Origin of the sequence: Citrobacter sp. S39 (assembly GCF_009495675.1) — a bacterium.
Taxonomy (GTDB): domain Bacteria; phylum Pseudomonadota; class Gammaproteobacteria; order Enterobacterales; family Enterobacteriaceae; genus Citrobacter; species Citrobacter freundii.
Genome location: NZ_CP045555.1, coordinates 2,933,418 through 2,950,383, shown reverse-complemented (window position 1 = coordinate 2,950,383; position 16,966 = coordinate 2,933,418). Strand labels below are relative to the sequence as shown.

Genomic DNA, 16,966 nt, shown 5'->3' with positions numbered 1-16,966 from the left:
GTCAAAAAATCTTGCCTGTGATCATCCTACATGGCTGGAGGGATAACAGATACAAATGGGCATATGCGGCATACAGTTGCCGCCTGTTCAGGTTAACAGGAAACGAGGGGAATTCCGGAAGTTAACGCACAAAAGAGAACACTAAGCCGCCGGGCATCATACCGGGAAAACACAATAAAACCACCCGCAGGTGGTTTACTGTTGTTCAATGCGGTTGAGCGTTGCGGTATATCCCGTTTTCGCTACCGCGTTAAGTAAAGTATCGGTTGGGAAACCTTCTGGCACAATCGCTTCTGCTTGTCGGGTTTTTAGGGAGGACTTTGCTTTAATCACGCCGTCGGTTTCACGTAGCGCCTGATTGACCGAAATAACGCATAGCGAGCAGGTCATATTTTGTATATCCAGCACCACTTTTTGATTGGCCGCCTGAGCCCACAGCGGCAGCAACAAGCATGCAACTAACGAGAAGATTTTCATTCAAATACCTCATAAAACCAGGCAACGAGCGTTGGATAAAATAACACTGGCAAAATCAATGCCAGTGCGCACCAGTAGAACATGCGCGCTTGCCTCAGCGTTAGCCAGCCTGAACACCACAGCCGTTTGGAAAAATAGAGCCGCCAGAAGACATGCAGTAATAATCCCAGGGATAGCAGCACCAGAGGCGTTCGCAAAAACTCAAACTTGGTGAAAACAGCAAAGCTCGCCGCCGAAATACCAAACAGCAGGTAGAGCAGCGGTCCAACGCAGCATAAGCCCGCAGTGACGGCAGCTACCGCAGCCGTCAACAGGGTGAGTCCCGCCCGTTTAGCGTTGTTCTGTGGCGACATAGCTGTAGGAGAACGCTTTAGGATCATAGAAATTGATCGGGTCGCCATCAACTTCAGCATAAGGATAACCAAAGTTGTTCACCGCGCCCTGCTCCGTTGCCGGATACAGCTCGAAATCACGCCCGTAGTTGAATCCAACCCAGTTCATTTCCCAGTTACCAAACAGGTAAGTGTTTACCGCCTGGACATCGGCGTCCTGATGCGATTTTTTCTCTGCCAGACGCATTTTGGTCACATCAGCAGGATCGCAAGGTAACCAACCGTAACCGGCCAGATAGAACTCGGCACGACAATGTTGCCCACCGCTCACATCAGCAACGCCTGCGCTGTCTGCTTTGCCAAATGCACTTTTCGAGTAACGTTCGAGCTTATTGGCTTTGCCCAGACGGATACCAAACAGTTCACGCGCCGGAATGCCGCTGGCACGCGCCAGAGCCACAAAAACGGAGCTCATGTCGGTGCATTTTCCTTTGAGCTTACCGCTTTTTAAGATCTCCGCTACATCCCCCGTGCCGCAGCCGATAACGTCGTTATCGCGCTCCATATGGCTACTCACCCACTCGTAAATCAGGCGTGCTTTTTTCAGCGGATCCTGCTCATTACCGGTGATTTTACGTGCGGTTTCCAGAACCAGCCCATCAACTGGGGTATGTGCCGTCGGCAAAAGGTACGGTTTTACATCCAGCGGGTAAATAATCTGCTCCGGCGCTTGCCAGGTTTTCAACGCGTCCTGCTTCAGCGGTTCCCAGTCGGCGGTTTCAATGTCGATATCAACGTTAATCAACAGTTCGCCCTGCGAGTCAGGCCAGGTGGCAAACAGCGTTTTCGCGCCATAAGTATTATTAGTGGTGACATACGCTTGCTTATAGTTTCCGCTAAAGGCAAGCGCCGTCATTTGTTGAAACGCGGTATCTACAGGAAGCGGGATCCACAGTTTTACTACACCGCTCGAGCCCTTAGGAGGGTTAAGTTTATAGGTCTGGGATAACACAAAGCGCCGACGCGCGACTGGTACAACGGATGGCTCAGCGGCGCGAACCGTCTGACTAATAACCGCAGGACCGACTAAACCGGCGGCCGAAAGGAGAACGCTATTTTTGAGAAATTGTCGACGTTGCATTGCTGTCTGTCCATGTTGTAAGAGTTGAACTACGGCTAAGCAGGTAAAAACCGTATACGATCATCACAGCAGACAGACGCTGACATAAAAAGGTGAGCCGATGGAGGTTATTCATCAATAACAGACCTGTTAACTGTGAATGAAATAAGATACTACAAGGCCGCTATTAAGCCATTTACAGGCAAAAAAGTACAGCAGTGAGCGGATATCAATCTGCCAGCCCCCTTCTTATGAAACAAACTCAGCGTAAATCCTGTCTATATTTAACTGCAGCCATAGCGGAAACAACCCTACCCCTAAATCCCGTTTCTTATCTTTGGAGGACATAAAAATGGCAATGAGAATACTGTCTATCGATGGTGGCGGGATCAGAGGCATCCTGCCGGGTATGCTACTTGTGGCACTGGAGAAGAAATTGCAGGATATATCACAAAATCCTGCCGCCAGAATTGCGGATTACTTCGATCTCTTTGCCGGTACCAGTACCGGGGCCATTCTGTGTTCTGCTTACGTTTGCCCTGATGCGAAAGGAAAGCCCAAGTTCTCCGCTCAGGAAGCCGTCAATTTCTACCTTCAGGATGGGGATGAAATTTTTGATGTCGGCGTCTGGAAAACAATCAGTTCACTGGGTGGTGCTAGCGATGAAAAATATTCTGCAAAGGAGCTGGAGAGGGTATTAAAAACAGCATTTGGTGAAACAAAAATCAGTGAATTATTAAGACCAACCTGCTTTGTTTCTTATGACGTGAGCAGTCGTCTTCCTGTCATTTTCAAACAACACTCCGCCCTCGCCAAGAATCGGGACTTCCTGGTCAGGGATGCTTTACGGGGTACCTCAGCAGCTCCCACTTATTTCGAGGCAGCGCGTATTTATTCATTACCCCCGGTACCCGAAAAATTTGTCCTGGTTGATGGCGGTGTGGTGGCAAACGACCCGGCACTCTGCGCCTATTCCGAAGCGATTAAATTCAGTAATGTCGCTGGCATTAAGGATATGATTATTGTCTCACTGGGCACCGGCAAGAAATTGCAGGGGTATTCTTATTCCGAAGTTAAGGACTGGGGCCCCTTTGGCTGGGCAAAACCGGCTATTGATATCGCGCTAGAGGGGGGGGCCACAGATGACCGCGTATTATCTGCAACAAATTGCCTCAACGGTAAAAAACTCTAAATACTACAGAATTCAGCCTGAACTATACGGCGCCGATCCAACGCTGGATAACGCATCGCGTGAAAACTTAGAACTTCTGCGCAAGGCAGGCCTACAAAATGCCGCCGTGTATGATAAGAAATTGACTGAGATCGCTAAGTTATTAATCAGTAGTGGAGGCAATTTTAAATATCAGGACGCTAATTAATCCTCAACCCTGACTGAACTCAAAATATATGTACATTCGTTGCCAGTTTGCGGGCTAATCCTCTGGCCCCTTCGCGCATGACCGTATCGTGATTCCAGCGAAAAACGGGTGCCGCCAGCGGGGCCAGGTAATTCATCCAAGGAATCGTGGTGCGAACATTCCAGTCATATCTGACGATGGTCTCAGCGCCACTGGCAGAAAAATACCACACTCCTCGCCCTTCTACCGCCCCACTGGCTTGTCCCTCAAGCAGCGAGCAAGGCAGAATATTTAACACGTTGATGTCAAAGGTTAAGCGATAGGGAAGCGCTCCTTTCCAGGTATAACGATGCAGCGCCCCAATGCCCTGTACATCACCTTTTTTAATCTCAACAATGCGTTCCAGACTTTCCCACCATTCAGGCCACTGATCGGGATGAGAAAAAACATCCCATACCTCCTGAATAGAAGCCTCAACCCGCCAGACGGTGGAAAACTGATAGTCAGCCATAATACAGCCTCCTTCAAGGTGAGAAGAAATTGGCGGGAAAACGGATGTTAATGACCATAGCATCCAGAAGCACGGTTTCTAATCGCTGCCCATCTGACGCATAGCTGATCACTTTGGCAGGGAGTCCGTGATAATTATCCAGCCAGACGTCATAGCGGTGAACACCATCAACCACCATTGTTCCAGGCCCAACCACAGATACGTGCGTCGTCGCCCGTCCTGCAAGGTTTTCCTTACCAACAGTGGTCATTGTCCCTTCGCGTTGCAGATGACGAATATTGCCCAACAACACGCCGATATCAGAGCGATCCACCCGATGACCACGCTCATCCTGGATCAATGAATTAGTAGGCGACAGGTGCAAAATGGGCAAAGAACCCACACCAAATGGCCATAACGTCACTTTACCGCTGACAGGATTAAAGATAAGCACCGCTCCTGAATGCGGTTGGGTAAAATCCATCCGCACATACCCAGGCTTTTGAAAGCTATAGCGAATAATTTTGCTTTCATCGGATGGCGACGAAGAGCGCATCATGACCTGATAAGAGGTCAGGTTATTAAATGACTGTTGAGAAAATGCGATGGGATCCATAGCCCTGGCATTCTGCGAAAAAATATTACCTTTTTCCACCGAATATGCTGCACAACTAAAGGTGAGCAATGCTGCGAACATGACTATCGGAGAAGATGAAATGTTCATAGCTGCCCCCTGAACCAGCGCGATTGGCAAACAGGAGTTATCACCTGCCGACTGTTTTTATTATAGTTCTTAACTGCGCGGCACTACTCTTCCGGCCCTCAGACTCAGTATGGACAGCAGGTTTAAATTATTGGTTTTCTTTTCAGTTGAGATGACAACATAAAGCTATACTTTAATAGCCATACCTTTAATAGGTATTAATCATGAAACTGCCATCGGTATTTTCATGCGCCGTTCTCATATTACTGCTGCTGTCGTCATCTTCTGCCACATCCAGCACGTTACAAAACCAGGCCGTCAGAGAGCAAGAGTTAAGCGCGGCACTTCAAGCCGGTAATGGCGTGATCATCATTGGCGGGACGGATGATTTCGTTTTCACGTTCAGGGCACGAAACCGAATCCACAGACACCTGGCGATACAGGATGGCTTTGGCGATCCCATCCTGATGAATGGTTTCCAGGACCACAACTATAATCCCGCCCGCGATGGTTTTATCAACAACCCTGCCCGAGGGGGCTTTATGTTTAACGCGCCGATTCGGCGATAGATTGATGTGCAATAGTGAGTTCTATGCTTGTAAAAAACAGGCACAAAAAAACCACCCGTAGGTGGTTTCACGACACTGCTTATTGCTTTGATTATTCTGTTCTTTCCCATGGTACCCGGAGTGGGACTTGAACCCACACAGCGCGAACGCCGAGGGATTTTAAATCATGCGTGTTATCCATATAAATCATACATATACATAAATTTTTCGCCATTAAATTAGAGTTTTTAGATCATGTGAATCAACAGCTTATGATTATCAAAAAATCACAATGGCGAAGCGCTTGCGGCCAAACATGTTGATATTAGTGCAGAAAATTGTTAACTTTCAACAAAGAGTATTTAGCCAGTAACATGAGTTCGATTCTCATGAGCATGCCTTTTATTCCGGCTCTTATCGTAATGTCAGTCATATCGCTCCTACGTTTTGTAAGTGTCGTCTTGATGAATCATGTAAATAAGGAAAAGCCTATGAATAAAGTATTCCGCAGTACCCTAATGTTTGCTTCATGCTTCTGTGAAACTCTTTGGGCTGGAATAGTAAGCGTCGCAGCTGGTGCCATCCCTGGCCACTCCGAGTCTATCTCGGTACTGGCTAAGTATTCTTAAGTGTTACCTAGCACGCTATCATGGGGTGTCGGGGGTCGGAGGTTCAAATCCTCTCGTGCAGACCAAAAACCCTCTAAGAACCAGCCTGTTACGGCTGGTTTTTTTATGCCTGTATGGCACGCCGTGACGCGTGCCGTTGGTAATGTGAAAAATCAGGGGGATAACTTGATAGAGCCAGTATGACTAGTCCACATATGAGCACAAATAAGAGTAAAGACCTTCGCTACCATCTTGAATTGAATAATTCAGTTCGACCAGACTATGTCTAAGTGTTACAATGACCGAATTTTAGAAATTAAAACCAACATACAATTAAAGAGATATAAGATGTCATTTACAAACACAGATATTTTCACCATATCATTTTTATTGATATCAATTATAGTCTCATATATTTCAAGAAAAATAACACCAGCTAGCCCAATAAACGTAAGTAATGATAATTCACTTGAAGGATTACGCGGAATGGCATGCTTGTTTGTTTTTATAAACCATGCTTCCTACAGCCTTAACCATATAGGCATTAATAACTTTGAAATGATGGGTAACTCCCCGTACACAGGGAGAATGGGTGCGTTTGGTGTTGAGATTTTCTTTTGTTTAACTGGGTATTTATTTTCAAAAAAAATAAAGAATGGAGGTATAGACCTTTCATTTTTTGAAAAGAGGATAAGAAGGCTGGCCCCAGCATACATTATAATATCAATGTTTGCTATTTCTTATTTTTTATTCATAAAGCATGATGTCATACACAACTACTATGATATATCAGTATTAATTCAACAGGTGTTTGGATTTGGATTCTTTGGCAGCTCAATTTCAATTAGAGGCATATCTGACTCTTCGTTAAATGCCGTAACCTGGACACTTCCATACGAATGGAAGTTCTATGCAATAGTACCATTTCTTTCTGTTATTTATAGAAAGAAAAAATTAACGCCATTGATAATTGTTTTTGGAATTTCAATACTATGCGTTGATTATTGGTCTAACATGTTTTTGTGGGGCTACTTTGTAACTGGATTTTTATCATCATATATCAATGAAACAAAAAGCATGTATATAAAAACTCCATTGTTTATAGCTATGACAGTGCTTGTTTTATACGCCTACAAGGGTGACTTTGAAATTCATGGGTTTGAAATGTTCGTCATTGTATCATTGTTTTTCATGGCGTTTATAATGTCCAGACCTAAGTTATTTACTGCCAGCCTATTTGTATATATTGGAACCATAAGTTACAGCATATATTTATCACATCAAATAATTACAACCATCATAATGCGTTGTTTTTCTTATAGTTATGACTTAACAAACATTGCTATGAGTAATTACCTATTATTATGCGCACTGGCTGTTTTAATAACATTCATTGCATCAGCAATATCTTTCAACATGATTGAAAAGAAATTCATTACAACTTACGCCAAAGATGCAAATGAAAAGAGTAAAAAATTAACTACAGAGTACAAATAGAGTTAAATGGCGACAGGTTTATCCATAAACCTGTCGCACCTTGCATTTATGATAAAACTGAAACATTAAAAATTTTTACTAGTAAGCCTGTGATGAGTTTAGTGCATGCATAACAAATGAAAGCACTCCAATTCTGACATCTGCTTTTGGGAAATATACATAGCTACCTGCGGCCTCTGACTGACGAATTGGGTATATTTTATTATTCTCAAAGTTGATAAGTGTCTGATTCCCAGCAGAACTATTGAGCATAGTTCTACTTGTTATACTGCCAAGTGCGGAAGACAAACCAAGACTGTCAGGTAAATTTATGCCGAAATCTTTATCCGATATGTTAGCGTCTGTGCAATTTATATTCGCAGTAACTATTATATTTCCTACTCCATCCTTGCGAAATTCGATGTTCCCTGTAAAAGCCCCACCTGTAATAAGACTACTAGCGGGGTATGTAAAACGGTTTGTCAGATACAGCACGTTTCCACCAAGAACGTGATTCTGCCATTTACGCACGGGTGTTGAATAAATGACGGGTGAAGTACTTAATGCGCTATCTGTGTTGACCATCAGGTTATTTATGGTGTTCTGCGCTCCCTTGCAGGACATAATTTTAACCTTACCGGGTTTAGTTTGCCCATGAACCAGGATGAAGCACTTCTCGATTGTGGAATTAAACCCCTCCCAGACGATATTCACGCCATCATCACCGGACTGAGGTGTGTTGTATCCGTCTGTGTCTACGCTATCTAGGTAGCAGTGATTTACATGGGTATTACTTGCGAGGCTAAGCGCAGTAAGTAGCTGTCTGTTTTGATATTCATTTCCTGACGTTGCAGGGAATCCCCATGGATGCATAAAGTCAATGTGATTCGTCCCTGAAGATCTGATACCGCGAGCATAGCCGACACAGACAAGCGATCCGTTTATTCCGTCAGCTGCAGATAAGTCTATCCCCCATTTTGATTTATCAGTCCAACTATTTATGAAACATGTAACCATCTTTAAGGTTATTTCATAACCCTTAGGGCCTGTCTTTACACCACCAAGCCGACACCCATATGTATATATGTTCTCAACGACTACTTTCGGCGTTGTTATTGATAAGCCCATCACGTCCCGATCTACGATTAACCCCTCTCCAATAACAGGGCTAGTTGACAAGATTAGCGTACCAATACGAGTTGTTTTCTCGTTAACAATTCCGGGGTCATCAACAGACCACATCAGGCCGTTCTCAAGCCCTGACGGGTCTTCGCAAAATATAATACCATTGCGGCAGTCTACTGAGCTGTTTGGGGGCTGCTTAACAGTCTTTGTTATTCTCACCTTTCCAGTAATATCCAGCGTCATACCATGAACTGCAGAATATGCTAACGCTTCAATTAACCCATCATCTGCTGGTAAAACGCCGGTAGTATCTACAAACCGTGATATTGGGAGACGCGAATTTAGCTCACTGAATACAGTCCCGCTTCCATGGGCAATTAGTGAGCTGCCTTTACCATTCGATGTAGATGCCAAATCTGTACGTAGTGATGCATCACCAATACCAACCCACGATCCTTGTCCAATGCCGCCAGTAGAATCTGGTGTTGACCCTGCAGGAACGTCCTTAGGTAGTGCACCATCCCACCGGTAATATTCACCATTTCCATCAGGAATATTCCAGCGAAGTGCTTCATCAGCCCTTGTTAAATTTGCTCCATCCTGAAATGAGTCAATCAATGTCCATCCCATTGACGCCAGTTTTTCTTGATAACGTATCTCCATACCATGCCAAGTCAGGCGCGGATTACCAAAACGATCAGGCCATAACTCATTTGATTGATCATTAGAAAGATGATCGAAGTTCTGGGCGTTATCGTACAAATCTTTTGCAGCAGCAGACCCCAGCGGATTGCCGGTGTGTAGTGGTCAACTAAAACTGGCCACGGCTTTAGAGTTTTTCCAGTATCGGTTTTCCGATTCGTTTGGGGGCAACCCACCGTTATAGTCATGCGGCCTTAGCGAGCTGTAATACCCGACGATATAGTCTGTGATCGCATGAGCAGCATCGCTAAAGTTTATATAACCTGTCACTGGCACCCACTCGTTTTTCAGACTACGGAAGAAGCGTTCCATCGGGCTGTTGTCCCAACAGTTTCCACGTCGGCTCATACTCTGCCTGATCTGGCAACGCCACAGTAACTGCCGGAACTGCCTGCTTGTATAGTGGCTACCCTGGTCACTGTGGAACATCACTCCGGCTGGTTTACCGCGAGCTTCCCACGCCATTTCCAGCGCTCTGATGGTCAGCTTGCTATCCGGCGAGAATGACATTGCCCAGCCCACTGGTTTCCTTGCGAACAGATCGAGAACAACTGCAAGGTAAGCCCAACGCTTGCCTGTCCAGATGTACGTCACATCGCCGCACCACACCTGGTTAGGTTCTGTCACTGCGAACTGTCGCTCAAGGCGATTCGGGATAGCGATGTGTTCATGACCAACACGTTTATACCGGTGGGTAGGCTGCTGACAACTCACCAGCCCCAGTTCTTTCATGAGCCTGCCAGCAAGCCAGCGTCCCATTCTGAAGCCTCTCAGGGTTGCCATAATGGCGATACTTCTTGCGCCAGCAGAGCCATGGCTGATGTTATGCAGCTCCCGAACCTGGCTGCGTAACACAGCTCGCCAGCCGTCTGGCTTTTCGGCGCTTTTCTCCCAGTATTTGTAGCTACTGCGATGAACCCCGAACACGTGGCAGAGTGTGACCACAGGATACTGCGCTCTGAGTTTCCCGATTAACGAGAATTGTTCAGGGAGTCTGACATCAAGAGCGCGGTAGCCTTTTTTAATATGTCGTTTTCCATTTCAATGCGTTGTAGCTTTTTCTTCAGCTCACGTATTTCAATCTGTTCCGGGGTTATAGGGGAGGCTTTAGGTATTTTGCCCTGTCGTTCATCCCGCAACTGCTTTACCCATCGCGTCATGGTAGAAAGACCCACATCCATAGCACTGGCCGCAGCTGCAACGGTGTAGTTCTGATCAAGGACCAGTTGAGCGGATTCACGTTTAAACTCTGCGCTGAAATTTCTTTTTTTCATTAGGGCACCTGTAATGTTCTGAGGTGAGCATATCACCTCTGTTCAGGTGGCCAAATTCAGTAAACCACTACAGATAGCGTAAATCCTTTACTGGAACCATCGGAGCGTCGGCCAGAAGTTCGATGCGACCTTCTTCAATAGTTGTCTGACGCGGTAGGGTCAGCACTTCAAGTTCGGGCATTCCGTTTCTGTCTACACCGATGTCGAAAACCTTCGCATCATAAGGACCACCGACCAATGGGATTTTCATTACAACCTCGTCTTAGTTGCTCGTCATGTTATCAGTGGCAGGCGGTGACGATGCCGCTTTTCAGGAGCTACCCTAGCCACTGACAATTCAATTAGGTTGGTGGCCGGTGCTGAACTCCGGCATTCCGTTGGCGCTTAGCTGGGAACCAACGGCGCGACTTGCTTCGCTTCACATCCACGCGCTGCGCATCAGCCTGCGCATTCACCACAATTTGACATTATCACAGGCACTCAGTGAATGCCTGCTGTAGTATCAAGGCGATTTATCGTGCTGAGCTAAAACAAACGCAGCTAGTCGCCCTTTTTTGTTAAGCGATTGCATTTCAAGAATATCAGATACCGAAAGTCCTTCAGTTGGAGATATTGCTACTATGCTATGGTTCATGACACTTAGTTTGCGCCCCTGCGCTTTCATCTTTTTTGCGAACTGATCGATTCTCGCTTCGACATTCATAGGATTTCCTTCTTACAGTTTGCCTGCCACGCTATGTTATGCGCCAAGATGTCTTTCTTCGTCTGACGATCCATAACCTCAATGTCGTGTTCTGTGAGGTAGATGATGTTCACCCAGTCACAGGCCGTGTCCGTTACTTCAGGTTTTGCGGGTAAATTTTTCGCGCAACTCACGGTCAACATCGTCATCAGGAAGATGATTAACAGTCTGCTGTACATCCCTGGCTCCTTTTGTTGTCTCTACCCGGCGTTCTGCAACTGCTTCAGTGGCTGCTGCGCGTTCTTCAGTGCGTTGCTGGTCCGCTTTTGTCTCAGCGATGTTAGTACCGCGTGATTTACCCAGACAAAAAGAACCTGCAATTGCAGCCAGTACAGCAACAGCCAGGCCGATAATCATTTCAAGTCCCATAGCGACCTCATACCAGTGCGGATTTTGCTTTGGCATAACGTGCACGGCGGTCGTTAATGCCGTTCTGTCCACCATTGATGATCTGAGTGATGCGAACCAGATCGCCGGAGTAGCTCAGGCATCCGCTGGTGGCGTAGAACCATGCAGCTGACCGTGCAGCGTTCATATCCTTTTCCAGCAACTCAGGATTACTGACTAAATCCAGTTTTAATCCCGTTCCGCAGCGGCGGTAATTATCAAGACCGGTAATCTGAATCAGCCCACGGCCACGATATTTCCACCCATCGCCTGATGCTTTGTTACCGAGGCGATTGCTGTACACAAGATTTGCAATGGCTGGCTGATTGGCTACCTGCCCTTTTTCTTTGTCACGCCCAAGCATATATGCCTGATAGTTCGTAATGCGGCGTCCAAAGGTGGTCAGCAGAGCGGCTGGGGTGTAGTTGAAGCTCTCCACCAGCGCAGAGAATCCCGCTGACTCATGTCCTGACTGAGCAATAAACATTGCCTGGTCTTCAGGCTTAACAATGCCGAACTCTTTCATTGCCGCATCAATGTGCGGAAACCAGCGTGCAGAAAGCCCGGCGCTGATACCCGCCGCCTGCTGAAATTGTGATTGGTTCATTAATGCCTCAGCGTATCAACAAGACGCGCCACGTTCCCACGAGCCCATAAGACGGCAGCGCAAATAAGAAGGTTTACGATGACCACCATCCAGTGTGACTCCTGGTAGAGGCCAAACAGATATCGGAATGGAACGCTGGCATAAACCAGCACAACGAAGTAAGCCAGCAATGATATAGCGGGGCGATGTCTTTCCCCTTCACGCTGGTAGAACATCAGGACGAGGACGATGACTGCACAAATACCTGCATTCGCCATCGCTGACGGATCACTTGTTACCATTGCTGGCCCCTCCTCCACGGAATCGCGAAAGAATACTGAACAGGCTTCCCAAATCCTGACTGTTGAAAAATGTGAGCACTTTGATTGTCATCGCAGCCACTACAACAGCACCAAGTGCGTCTAATGGCCTGTCACTGTACCCGGTAGCCTGTGACAACTTTGAACCGACCAGGCCAGCAGCAAGAACGCCAACAATGAACGACGTCATGAAGTAAGCAATCAATCGTACTCGTGTGATATTTGCCGCTGTCGCTACATAAAATACTGCACCAGCGAATGCGCCAAATACCACGCCATAATCAATACCGGTTGCAAGACCAAATGCGCTGGCTCCCATCAGGCCACCAGCAGCGACCGTAGTGCCAGAAACAGGATCGGACATTTAGCCCCCTCTTATTGCTGTGAGTCCTCTCAGAACGAGGGGAAATAAAAAGGGCCAGCAATTGGCAGCCCTGAATACGACAAAACCCCGCTGTAGCGAGGTTTTTTAATGATGTTAAGTATGTGTCTAAGTGACCACTCTTAACATAGTACGATAGCTTTTGCGTACGCGTTAGCCTTTGTTTAGAATGGCTAAAAAAACTTAGGTGACGTTATGAATTTTTCCAATACGAAGAAAGATGGCCATACTAAAAAATGTCAAGTAAGAGCTTTCAAGGTCAATACTGCTTCCCCTGATATCCTTTACAATCAGATTGCTCAAAGTAAACAATTCGTAGTAAACACAATTGTAAAGGTAAACAATGAGAAGCACATTAAGCTGAAGGATTTCAGCACGGCTAATGGCTGTCATTATCTACATTTTTCGATTTTCAATCCCAAAGAACAAGTTTCGATCACGCCCAAACTCTTGGCAGCAAAAGATTTAGTGGAAATCGAAAACATGGATAATTTACATGCTTTCTTAATTGTCAAAGGCAACAACATTGCTTCTTTAATGCAAATATCGACTAATTGGTGTGAAGTCAAAATCGCCAAGCTTCTAGAATCATTTGGAATTAAAGTTACCCCGTCGGCTATTCTGAAGAAAAATGTTATTGCCAGAATTAAAAGTGATGGTTTTAAAGCACTTCATGTCAATATCGATGTAGATGAATCAGACTTCGTTAAAACACCAGGTTTTTTCAGCTCCATTATTCAAAACGAACCTGCGATTAAAGCAAAAGGAATAACTGGACATCTAACAATTGATGCAAAAGGCAACTCTGAATTAGCAAAATCAATTGAAGGAAATACAGTAAACTGGATAAACGATCTTGATAGTGACTTTTATCTGGAAACCAAGAAGGGAGAGAAAATAATGGGGGACGACCTTAAGTTAGTTAAGACGTACTATACTGTCCCATATGGTTCCAAATCAATTAATGCAAAATATGCAAAAGAAATCCTAGAGGATTTTGTAGCAACTGAGCTATAATACGATTTTAAGGAGGTTAAAATGAGTGCAAACATCAACTATACAGGTGTTGTTGTAACATCGCTAAATATTTTAGCCTCTGCTATTTTTTCATTTTTCCTAACTCATAGCTTAACAAATAATTCTGACGCTCTTAATTTAGTAGCCAATGTTTTCTCCATCCTTTCTGGCTTTTTATTATTAGTCATAACTATGTCTGGGGAAAACTCATCTATCTTATCCAACCTAAGCGCATTGGATATTGCCAATCAAGAAAAACGATTCGCTATGCGTTTTAATAAGTACTACGCTTTATTTTTACTCTACATATTAACTTTAGCTTTAATTTTTATATATTACCTACTTTCTAAAGAAAAAACTCCCGTAGGTGATGTCAAATCCATTTTTATTAAAGGAATTGGCTATTGCATATCTTTTTTAACTTGCTTTTCATTTATACAATCAACATTTATACCACTTAAAATAAAAGAACTATTCAAAGAAAAAAGAGAGTTAAATAAATAAAGCCGCATAAGCGGCTTTACTTTACATGATCATATGACGACACCCATCGATAAATCCTAGAGCTGCCTGTAACTCTTTCCTGATAGTCCCATCAGAACACTTCCTCTTCTTTGCAATAGTACGTAGTGAAATACCAATCACAAAGTGAGCAACAATCAATTCATATTCATCAGGCTTATATTTACGTAAGCGAGCCACACATCCATCAATCATTATCCCTTCGTCATCACTACATTGAAGGCGTGATTTCTTACCATGAGGCAATAGACCTTTAAACCCTGCTGCAATAGGCTGCCAGTCAACACCGCTGCTATCAGCAGCTGCCCAAGCTCCCCATAAATCCATCATATCGTACGTATCACACATTAATTTTCTCCACTTACGCCAGTACGCCGATTGCCAGCGCACGATCTATAACCCGAAACACCAAGACCAGTTGGTCACCGTATTTCGCTTCAAATGCCACAGGATCAGCATGCAACTCGTCGTGATGCTCTCTGCACAGAGGAATCACAAACAGGTCGTGTGCTTTTGTACCCATTCCACCCTGCCCGTGGCCAATCAGGTGGTGGGGGTCGTCAGCTTGCTTGTTACAGCAGACGCACGGCTGGGCCTTAACCCATCTCGTGTATTTCTCATTCACCCAGCGGCGACGCTTGGGTTTAAGCATGAAGGATTCCGGCGTTTCCGGGTCTACCTTCATTGCCACTATCTTTTTCGCTTTCTCCTGTACCAGTTGTTGAGCAGGTAATGCCGGAACAATATCGCTTTCACGTGTTACCGACTGGTGAGTCTCTTCATTCAGACGAAGAGCTTTATGGGCTAAGGCTTCAGGTATTTCGTCAGCCAGGTCGTTCCTGACCATCCACCAGCAAAACTCCGGCAGCGTCAGAATGTGGTCCTCACTGAAACCTAATTGGCCGTTTACAACCTTCAGTAGCCAGGATACCAGGTTTTCACGTGCTATACCCGCCAGACCTTCAGTGAACTGATCACGAATTTTTAAGTCACAGCCCCAGCATGTGCGGATTGAGCCAGGTGCATGCCGGGTGATGGTGTAGTTGCGGTCGTGCCACTCGCTGTGCGGGTACTGACATTCCAGTTTTCTTTCGAGCCAGGTATCCAGTGAATTGAGTCCACCAGCACGATGTATGACCTTCTGATTTTCGAATACATCACGCATTAACGGATCGTTCTGAAGCTCCTGAGTAGTCTCCGGTAGCATGCCAGACGGTAACTCAGCCATTGACTCTGCCTGTGGCTCGATAAGAACACGCCCACGTCTGAAAAGATGCATCAGTTCACTGCCTGGGCGAAATATCACTACCCCGGTCATCGGTGCCACTTCAGGTGTCAGTAATGCCCTCACGCTATCTGCCCCTTAGCAATATGCTCTGCCCACAGGCCACCAATCCAGCGAACACCCTTGGCGGTGAAGCGGGACTGATTGAACGCGTAATTTGTCTGGTTTGTCGTGCCAGTCTTCACCTCAAAGCGCCCTGCTTCGATATGCTTGCTCTTTGGCGTGAGTACCCGGTTAAGCCGGTACATGATGCCGTTCTCAATCAGGAACATCGCAAACTCCGGCTCTTTGGCGTTAAGCAGCTTAGCAACCTGCCGGAATGTCATTGAACCGGTGGCCATAACGTAACGGTCAACAAACTCAGCCTTTGGCGCGGCTACTGCCAGTTCTTCACTCAGCCGTTGTTTCTGCTCAGCCAGGTCAGCAGCAAGCCGCAGCGCCTCAGGAAGTGACCGGGGAACTATCATTCCACCGTTGTTCTCCAGTTCCTGCCAGCGGTCAACAAGTCGGGCCGTGAACTCTGGTGACAACTGGGCAACGATCACATAGCTATCACGCTTATTCACTTCGTAGTGATGATAGGTCTGTCCGTTCTGGGGATGGGTGTACTGCAATGCAGCATACCCTTCAATCACACCGGAATTCATGAGGCGCTCTATCGTTACGCAGACATTGCTGTGCCGGGAATCGACCAGTTTTGCAATCTCACGGCTGGACATGGTTATCTGCTGCCCAACAGCTGCTGTATGGTGTGCCTGGCACATTACGGTGATGTTCATCTGATTCATGCTCTGTCTCCACTTATCAGGCGGCTGCACCCGCCACAGTTTCAAAACGGCTGATCGTTATTTCTACCCTTCCAGGCTTTACTGCCGGCCCCCACTCGATAGCCATCCGCTTAACCTGACTATCGTCTTCCCAGACTCTGGCATTCGTCAGTGCGTCGAACAGTGCTTTGTTGTAATTGTCCAGATCGCGGCGTCTGTTATCTGGCGGGAAAAGAACAATGTTTACCTCAACGTTGACGTTAACTGGTTTCGGTATGCCGCCGTACTGCTGCACAACAGAGGCGTAAACATTCTTCTTGAACTTCCTCCCCATCTCACTTATCAGATGCTTACCCTTTAACGCGCCGCGGTCAGGGGACCGGTAATAGGTGTTAACAGTTGGCGGGAATGGCAACGTTAGTTTCATTGCTGAACACCTCTCGCTTCCAGCCATGACAAGGCGCGTTCTCTTGAATCGCTATCACCGTTAATGAGTGACTTGATGATCGATATCGCGTCTACCTCATCGTTTGCTGAAATAACGGTAATCCCTCTGGAAACTCCAGGCGCAACTGAGATATATCCCTTCTTCGCTATGGCCTTCACATGCTCCGCTGCAGCGTTCGGTGATGAGCAACCAATCAGCCCAGCCAGTTCACATATCGTTGGAGGGAATCCAAACCGGCGCTGATAGTTCACGATCGAACCAAGTACTTCACTTTGTCTCACGGTAAGTTTGTTCACT

The 16,966-nt window shown here is 46.0% G+C and carries 25 protein-coding genes and 1 pseudogene; 7 read left to right on the top strand and 19 right to left on the bottom strand.

Annotated features, from left to right (window positions below):
* Nucleotides 1-195: 195 nt before the first annotated feature.
* The 3 genes from GFB57_RS14050 to GFB57_RS14040 are packed head-to-tail and all read right to left on the bottom strand — an operon-like array spanning nt 196 to nt 1,950.
* Entirely contained in the window at nt 196-477 is a 282-nt protein-coding gene (locus tag GFB57_RS14050) for a heavy metal-associated domain-containing protein (protein ID WP_003034580.1), read from the bottom strand.
* On the bottom strand, nt 474-830 hold the full coding sequence (locus GFB57_RS14045; RefSeq protein ID WP_003034578.1) for a mercuric transporter MerT family protein: 357 nt from the start codon (nt 828-830) through the stop codon (nt 474-476). The genes GFB57_RS14050 and GFB57_RS14045 overlap by 4 nt, the downstream gene beginning before the upstream one ends.
* A complete protein-coding gene (locus tag GFB57_RS14040; protein WP_003034576.1) occupies nt 808-1,950 on the bottom strand; it encodes a transglutaminase family protein in 1,143 nt (380 codons plus the stop codon). Before GFB57_RS14040 ends, GFB57_RS14045 begins: the two co-directional genes overlap by 23 nt.
* 331 nt (nt 1,951-2,281) lie before the next feature.
* Here GFB57_RS14040 and GFB57_RS14035 point away from each other — a divergent pair, with 331 nt between their 5' ends.
* Complete coding sequence (locus GFB57_RS14035; RefSeq protein ID WP_003034574.1) at nt 2,282-3,121, top strand: patatin-like phospholipase family protein; 840 nt, start codon at nt 2,282-2,284, stop codon at nt 3,119-3,121.
* Complete coding sequence (locus GFB57_RS14030; protein WP_009365152.1) at nt 3,072-3,308, top strand: patatin-like phospholipase family protein; 237 nt, start codon at nt 3,072-3,074, stop codon at nt 3,306-3,308. Before GFB57_RS14035 ends, GFB57_RS14030 begins: the two co-directional genes overlap by 50 nt.
* A 19-nt stretch (nt 3,309-3,327) precedes the next feature.
* On the opposite strand, the gene GFB57_RS14025 is transcribed toward GFB57_RS14030, so the two are convergent.
* Both GFB57_RS14025 and GFB57_RS14020 read right to left on the bottom strand, forming a co-directional pair.
* Nucleotides 3,328-3,798, bottom strand: coding sequence for an SRPBCC family protein (locus tag GFB57_RS14025; RefSeq protein ID WP_003034572.1), 471 nt, complete (start codon nt 3,796-3,798; stop codon nt 3,328-3,330).
* A 13-nt stretch (nt 3,799-3,811) separates the two neighbouring features.
* The gene (locus tag GFB57_RS14020) at nt 3,812-4,501 is read right to left on the bottom strand and encodes a hypothetical protein (RefSeq protein ID WP_003034570.1); all 690 of its coding nucleotides are present in this window, start codon (nt 4,499-4,501) and stop codon (nt 3,812-3,814) included.
* Between the two features lie 203 nt (nt 4,502-4,704).
* Here GFB57_RS14020 and GFB57_RS14015 point away from each other — a divergent pair, with 203 nt between their 5' ends.
* From GFB57_RS14015 to GFB57_RS14005, 3 genes and pseudogenes are all read left to right on the top strand, one after another.
* Nucleotides 4,705-5,049, top strand: coding sequence for a hypothetical protein (locus GFB57_RS14015; protein ID WP_008323718.1), 345 nt, complete (start codon nt 4,705-4,707; stop codon nt 5,047-5,049).
* A 695-nt stretch (nt 5,050-5,744) separates the two neighbouring features.
* A pseudogene (locus tag GFB57_RS14010) lies at nt 5,745-5,840 on the top strand (SOS response-associated peptidase); the annotation flags it as partial.
* Between the two features lie 144 nt (nt 5,841-5,984).
* The gene (locus GFB57_RS14005) at nt 5,985-7,133 is read left to right on the top strand and encodes an acyltransferase (RefSeq protein WP_197082019.1); all 1,149 of its coding nucleotides are present in this window, start codon (nt 5,985-5,987) and stop codon (nt 7,131-7,133) included.
* A gap of 78 nt (nt 7,134-7,211) precedes the next feature.
* Here the strand turns inward: GFB57_RS14005 and GFB57_RS14000 are convergent, their stop codons facing one another.
* From GFB57_RS14000 to GFB57_RS13960, 9 genes are all read right to left on the bottom strand, one after another.
* Nucleotides 7,212-8,867 (bottom strand): hypothetical protein, encoded by a 1,656-nt coding sequence (locus tag GFB57_RS14000; RefSeq protein WP_290366821.1) that lies wholly within the window; start codon nt 8,865-8,867, stop codon nt 7,212-7,214.
* A 177-nt stretch (nt 8,868-9,044) separates the two neighbouring features.
* Nucleotides 9,045-10,213 (bottom strand): IS3 family transposase gene (locus tag GFB57_RS13995; protein WP_100216202.1). Its coding sequence is split into 2 segments (ribosomal slippage): nt 9,045-9,964 and nt 9,964-10,213, totalling 1,170 coding nucleotides; the frame shifts between segments, so codons are not numbered across the junction.
* Nucleotides 10,214-10,280: 67 nt separating this feature from the next.
* Nucleotides 10,281-10,463 (bottom strand): hypothetical protein, encoded by a 183-nt coding sequence (locus GFB57_RS13990; protein WP_290366820.1) that lies wholly within the window; start codon nt 10,461-10,463, stop codon nt 10,281-10,283.
* 252 nt (nt 10,464-10,715) lie between these two features.
* Nucleotides 10,716-10,916, bottom strand: a complete 201-nt coding sequence (locus GFB57_RS13985) for a hypothetical protein (RefSeq protein WP_191225977.1) — start codon at nt 10,914-10,916, stop codon at nt 10,716-10,718.
* A complete protein-coding gene (locus GFB57_RS13980) occupies nt 10,913-11,098 on the bottom strand; it encodes a hypothetical protein (RefSeq protein ID WP_290366819.1) in 186 nt (61 codons plus the stop codon). Before GFB57_RS13980 ends, GFB57_RS13985 begins: the two co-directional genes overlap by 4 nt.
* Complete coding sequence (locus tag GFB57_RS13975) at nt 11,055-11,324, bottom strand: hypothetical protein (protein WP_290366818.1); 270 nt, start codon at nt 11,322-11,324, stop codon at nt 11,055-11,057. Before GFB57_RS13975 ends, GFB57_RS13980 begins: the two co-directional genes overlap by 44 nt.
* A 7-nt stretch (nt 11,325-11,331) precedes the next feature.
* On the bottom strand, nt 11,332-11,949 hold the full coding sequence (locus GFB57_RS13970; RefSeq protein WP_290366817.1) for a glycoside hydrolase family 19 protein: 618 nt from the start codon (nt 11,947-11,949) through the stop codon (nt 11,332-11,334).
* Nucleotides 11,949-12,230, bottom strand: coding sequence for a phage holin family protein (locus GFB57_RS13965; RefSeq protein WP_290366816.1), 282 nt, complete (start codon nt 12,228-12,230; stop codon nt 11,949-11,951). Before GFB57_RS13965 ends, GFB57_RS13970 begins: the two co-directional genes overlap by 1 nt.
* Complete coding sequence (locus GFB57_RS13960) at nt 12,217-12,612, bottom strand: phage holin family protein (RefSeq protein ID WP_097429102.1); 396 nt, start codon at nt 12,610-12,612, stop codon at nt 12,217-12,219. The genes GFB57_RS13965 and GFB57_RS13960 overlap by 14 nt, the downstream gene beginning before the upstream one ends.
* Nucleotides 12,613-12,825: 213 nt before the next feature.
* Here GFB57_RS13960 and GFB57_RS13955 point away from each other — a divergent pair, with 213 nt between their 5' ends.
* The gene (locus GFB57_RS13955) at nt 12,826-13,647 is read left to right on the top strand and encodes a hypothetical protein (protein ID WP_159137263.1); all 822 of its coding nucleotides are present in this window, start codon (nt 12,826-12,828) and stop codon (nt 13,645-13,647) included.
* Nucleotides 13,648-13,668: 21 nt separating this feature from the next.
* The gene (locus GFB57_RS13950; RefSeq protein ID WP_097429100.1) at nt 13,669-14,151 is read left to right on the top strand and encodes a hypothetical protein; all 483 of its coding nucleotides are present in this window, start codon (nt 13,669-13,671) and stop codon (nt 14,149-14,151) included.
* A 21-nt stretch (nt 14,152-14,172) separates the two neighbouring features.
* Here the strand turns inward: GFB57_RS13950 and GFB57_RS13945 are convergent, their stop codons facing one another.
* The 5 genes from GFB57_RS13945 to GFB57_RS13925 are packed head-to-tail and all read right to left on the bottom strand — an operon-like array spanning nt 14,173 to nt 16,965.
* Nucleotides 14,173-14,517 carry an antiterminator Q family protein gene (locus GFB57_RS13945; protein WP_159137264.1) on the bottom strand — a complete coding sequence of 115 codons (345 nt, stop codon included), beginning with the start codon at nt 14,515-14,517 and terminating at the stop codon, nt 14,173-14,175.
* Between the two features lie 13 nt (nt 14,518-14,530).
* Nucleotides 14,531-15,520, bottom strand: a complete 990-nt coding sequence (locus tag GFB57_RS13940) for a DUF968 domain-containing protein (protein WP_290366815.1) — start codon at nt 15,518-15,520, stop codon at nt 14,531-14,533.
* Complete coding sequence (locus tag GFB57_RS13935) at nt 15,517-16,233, bottom strand: phage antirepressor KilAC domain-containing protein (protein WP_342342738.1); 717 nt, start codon at nt 16,231-16,233, stop codon at nt 15,517-15,519. The genes GFB57_RS13940 and GFB57_RS13935 overlap by 4 nt, the downstream gene beginning before the upstream one ends.
* Before the next feature lie 25 nt (nt 16,234-16,258).
* Nucleotides 16,259-16,648: a RusA family crossover junction endodeoxyribonuclease gene (locus GFB57_RS13930; RefSeq protein ID WP_057107366.1), complete on the bottom strand. Its 390-nt coding sequence runs from the start codon at nt 16,646-16,648 to the stop codon at nt 16,259-16,261.
* Nucleotides 16,645-16,965 (bottom strand): regulatory lexa-binding domain protein, encoded by a 321-nt coding sequence (locus GFB57_RS13925; RefSeq protein ID WP_009364418.1) that lies wholly within the window; start codon nt 16,963-16,965, stop codon nt 16,645-16,647. The genes GFB57_RS13930 and GFB57_RS13925 overlap by 4 nt, the downstream gene beginning before the upstream one ends.
* Between the last annotated feature and the right edge of the window lies 1 nt (nt 16,966).

Bases quoted from the DNA above. Each gene is read 5' to 3' on its own strand.
- GFB57_RS13935 (WP_342342738.1), bottom strand. From the start codon at position 16,233: ATGAACATCACCGTAATGTGCCAGGCACACCATACAGCAGCTGTTGGG.
- GFB57_RS13955 (WP_159137263.1), top strand. From the start codon at position 12,826: ATGAATTTTTCCAATACGAAGAAAGATGGCCATACTAAAAAATGTCAA.
- GFB57_RS14040 (WP_003034576.1), bottom strand. From the start codon at position 1,950: ATGCAACGTCGACAATTTCTCAAAAATAGCGTTCTCCTTTCGGCCGCC.
- GFB57_RS14000 (WP_290366821.1), bottom strand. From the start codon at position 8,867: ATGGGATGGACATTGATTGACTCATTTCAGGATGGAGCAAATTTAACA.
- GFB57_RS13965 (WP_290366816.1), bottom strand. From the start codon at position 12,230: ATGGTAACAAGTGATCCGTCAGCGATGGCGAATGCAGGTATTTGTGCA.
- GFB57_RS13975 (WP_290366818.1), bottom strand. From the start codon at position 11,324: ATGGGACTTGAAATGATTATCGGCCTGGCTGTTGCTGTACTGGCTGCA.
- GFB57_RS13950 (WP_097429100.1), top strand. From the start codon at position 13,669: ATGAGTGCAAACATCAACTATACAGGTGTTGTTGTAACATCGCTAAAT.
- GFB57_RS14030 (WP_009365152.1), top strand. From the start codon at position 3,072: ATGACCGCGTATTATCTGCAACAAATTGCCTCAACGGTAAAAAACTCT.
- GFB57_RS14025 (WP_003034572.1), bottom strand. From the start codon at position 3,798: ATGGCTGACTATCAGTTTTCCACCGTCTGGCGGGTTGAGGCTTCTATT.
- GFB57_RS13990 (WP_290366820.1), bottom strand. From the start codon at position 10,463: ATGAAAATCCCATTGGTCGGTGGTCCTTATGATGCGAAGGTTTTCGAC.
- GFB57_RS13980 (WP_290366819.1), bottom strand. From the start codon at position 11,098: ATGTTGACCGTGAGTTGCGCGAAAAATTTACCCGCAAAACCTGAAGTA.
- GFB57_RS13985 (WP_191225977.1), bottom strand. From the start codon at position 10,916: ATGAATGTCGAAGCGAGAATCGATCAGTTCGCAAAAAAGATGAAAGCG.
- GFB57_RS13945 (WP_159137264.1), bottom strand. From the start codon at position 14,517: ATGTGTGATACGTACGATATGATGGATTTATGGGGAGCTTGGGCAGCT.
- GFB57_RS14035 (WP_003034574.1), top strand. From the start codon at position 2,282: ATGGCAATGAGAATACTGTCTATCGATGGTGGCGGGATCAGAGGCATC.
- GFB57_RS13970 (WP_290366817.1), bottom strand. From the start codon at position 11,949: ATGAACCAATCACAATTTCAGCAGGCGGCGGGTATCAGCGCCGGGCTT.
- GFB57_RS14005 (WP_197082019.1), top strand. From the start codon at position 5,985: ATGTCATTTACAAACACAGATATTTTCACCATATCATTTTTATTGATA.
- GFB57_RS14050 (WP_003034580.1), bottom strand. From the start codon at position 477: ATGAAAATCTTCTCGTTAGTTGCATGCTTGTTGCTGCCGCTGTGGGCT.
- GFB57_RS13960 (WP_097429102.1), bottom strand. From the start codon at position 12,612: ATGTCCGATCCTGTTTCTGGCACTACGGTCGCTGCTGGTGGCCTGATG.
- GFB57_RS14045 (WP_003034578.1), bottom strand. From the start codon at position 830: ATGTCGCCACAGAACAACGCTAAACGGGCGGGACTCACCCTGTTGACG.
- GFB57_RS13930 (WP_057107366.1), bottom strand. From the start codon at position 16,648: ATGAAACTAACGTTGCCATTCCCGCCAACTGTTAACACCTATTACCGG.
- GFB57_RS14020 (WP_003034570.1), bottom strand. From the start codon at position 4,501: ATGAACATTTCATCTTCTCCGATAGTCATGTTCGCAGCATTGCTCACC.
- GFB57_RS14015 (WP_008323718.1), top strand. From the start codon at position 4,705: ATGAAACTGCCATCGGTATTTTCATGCGCCGTTCTCATATTACTGCTG.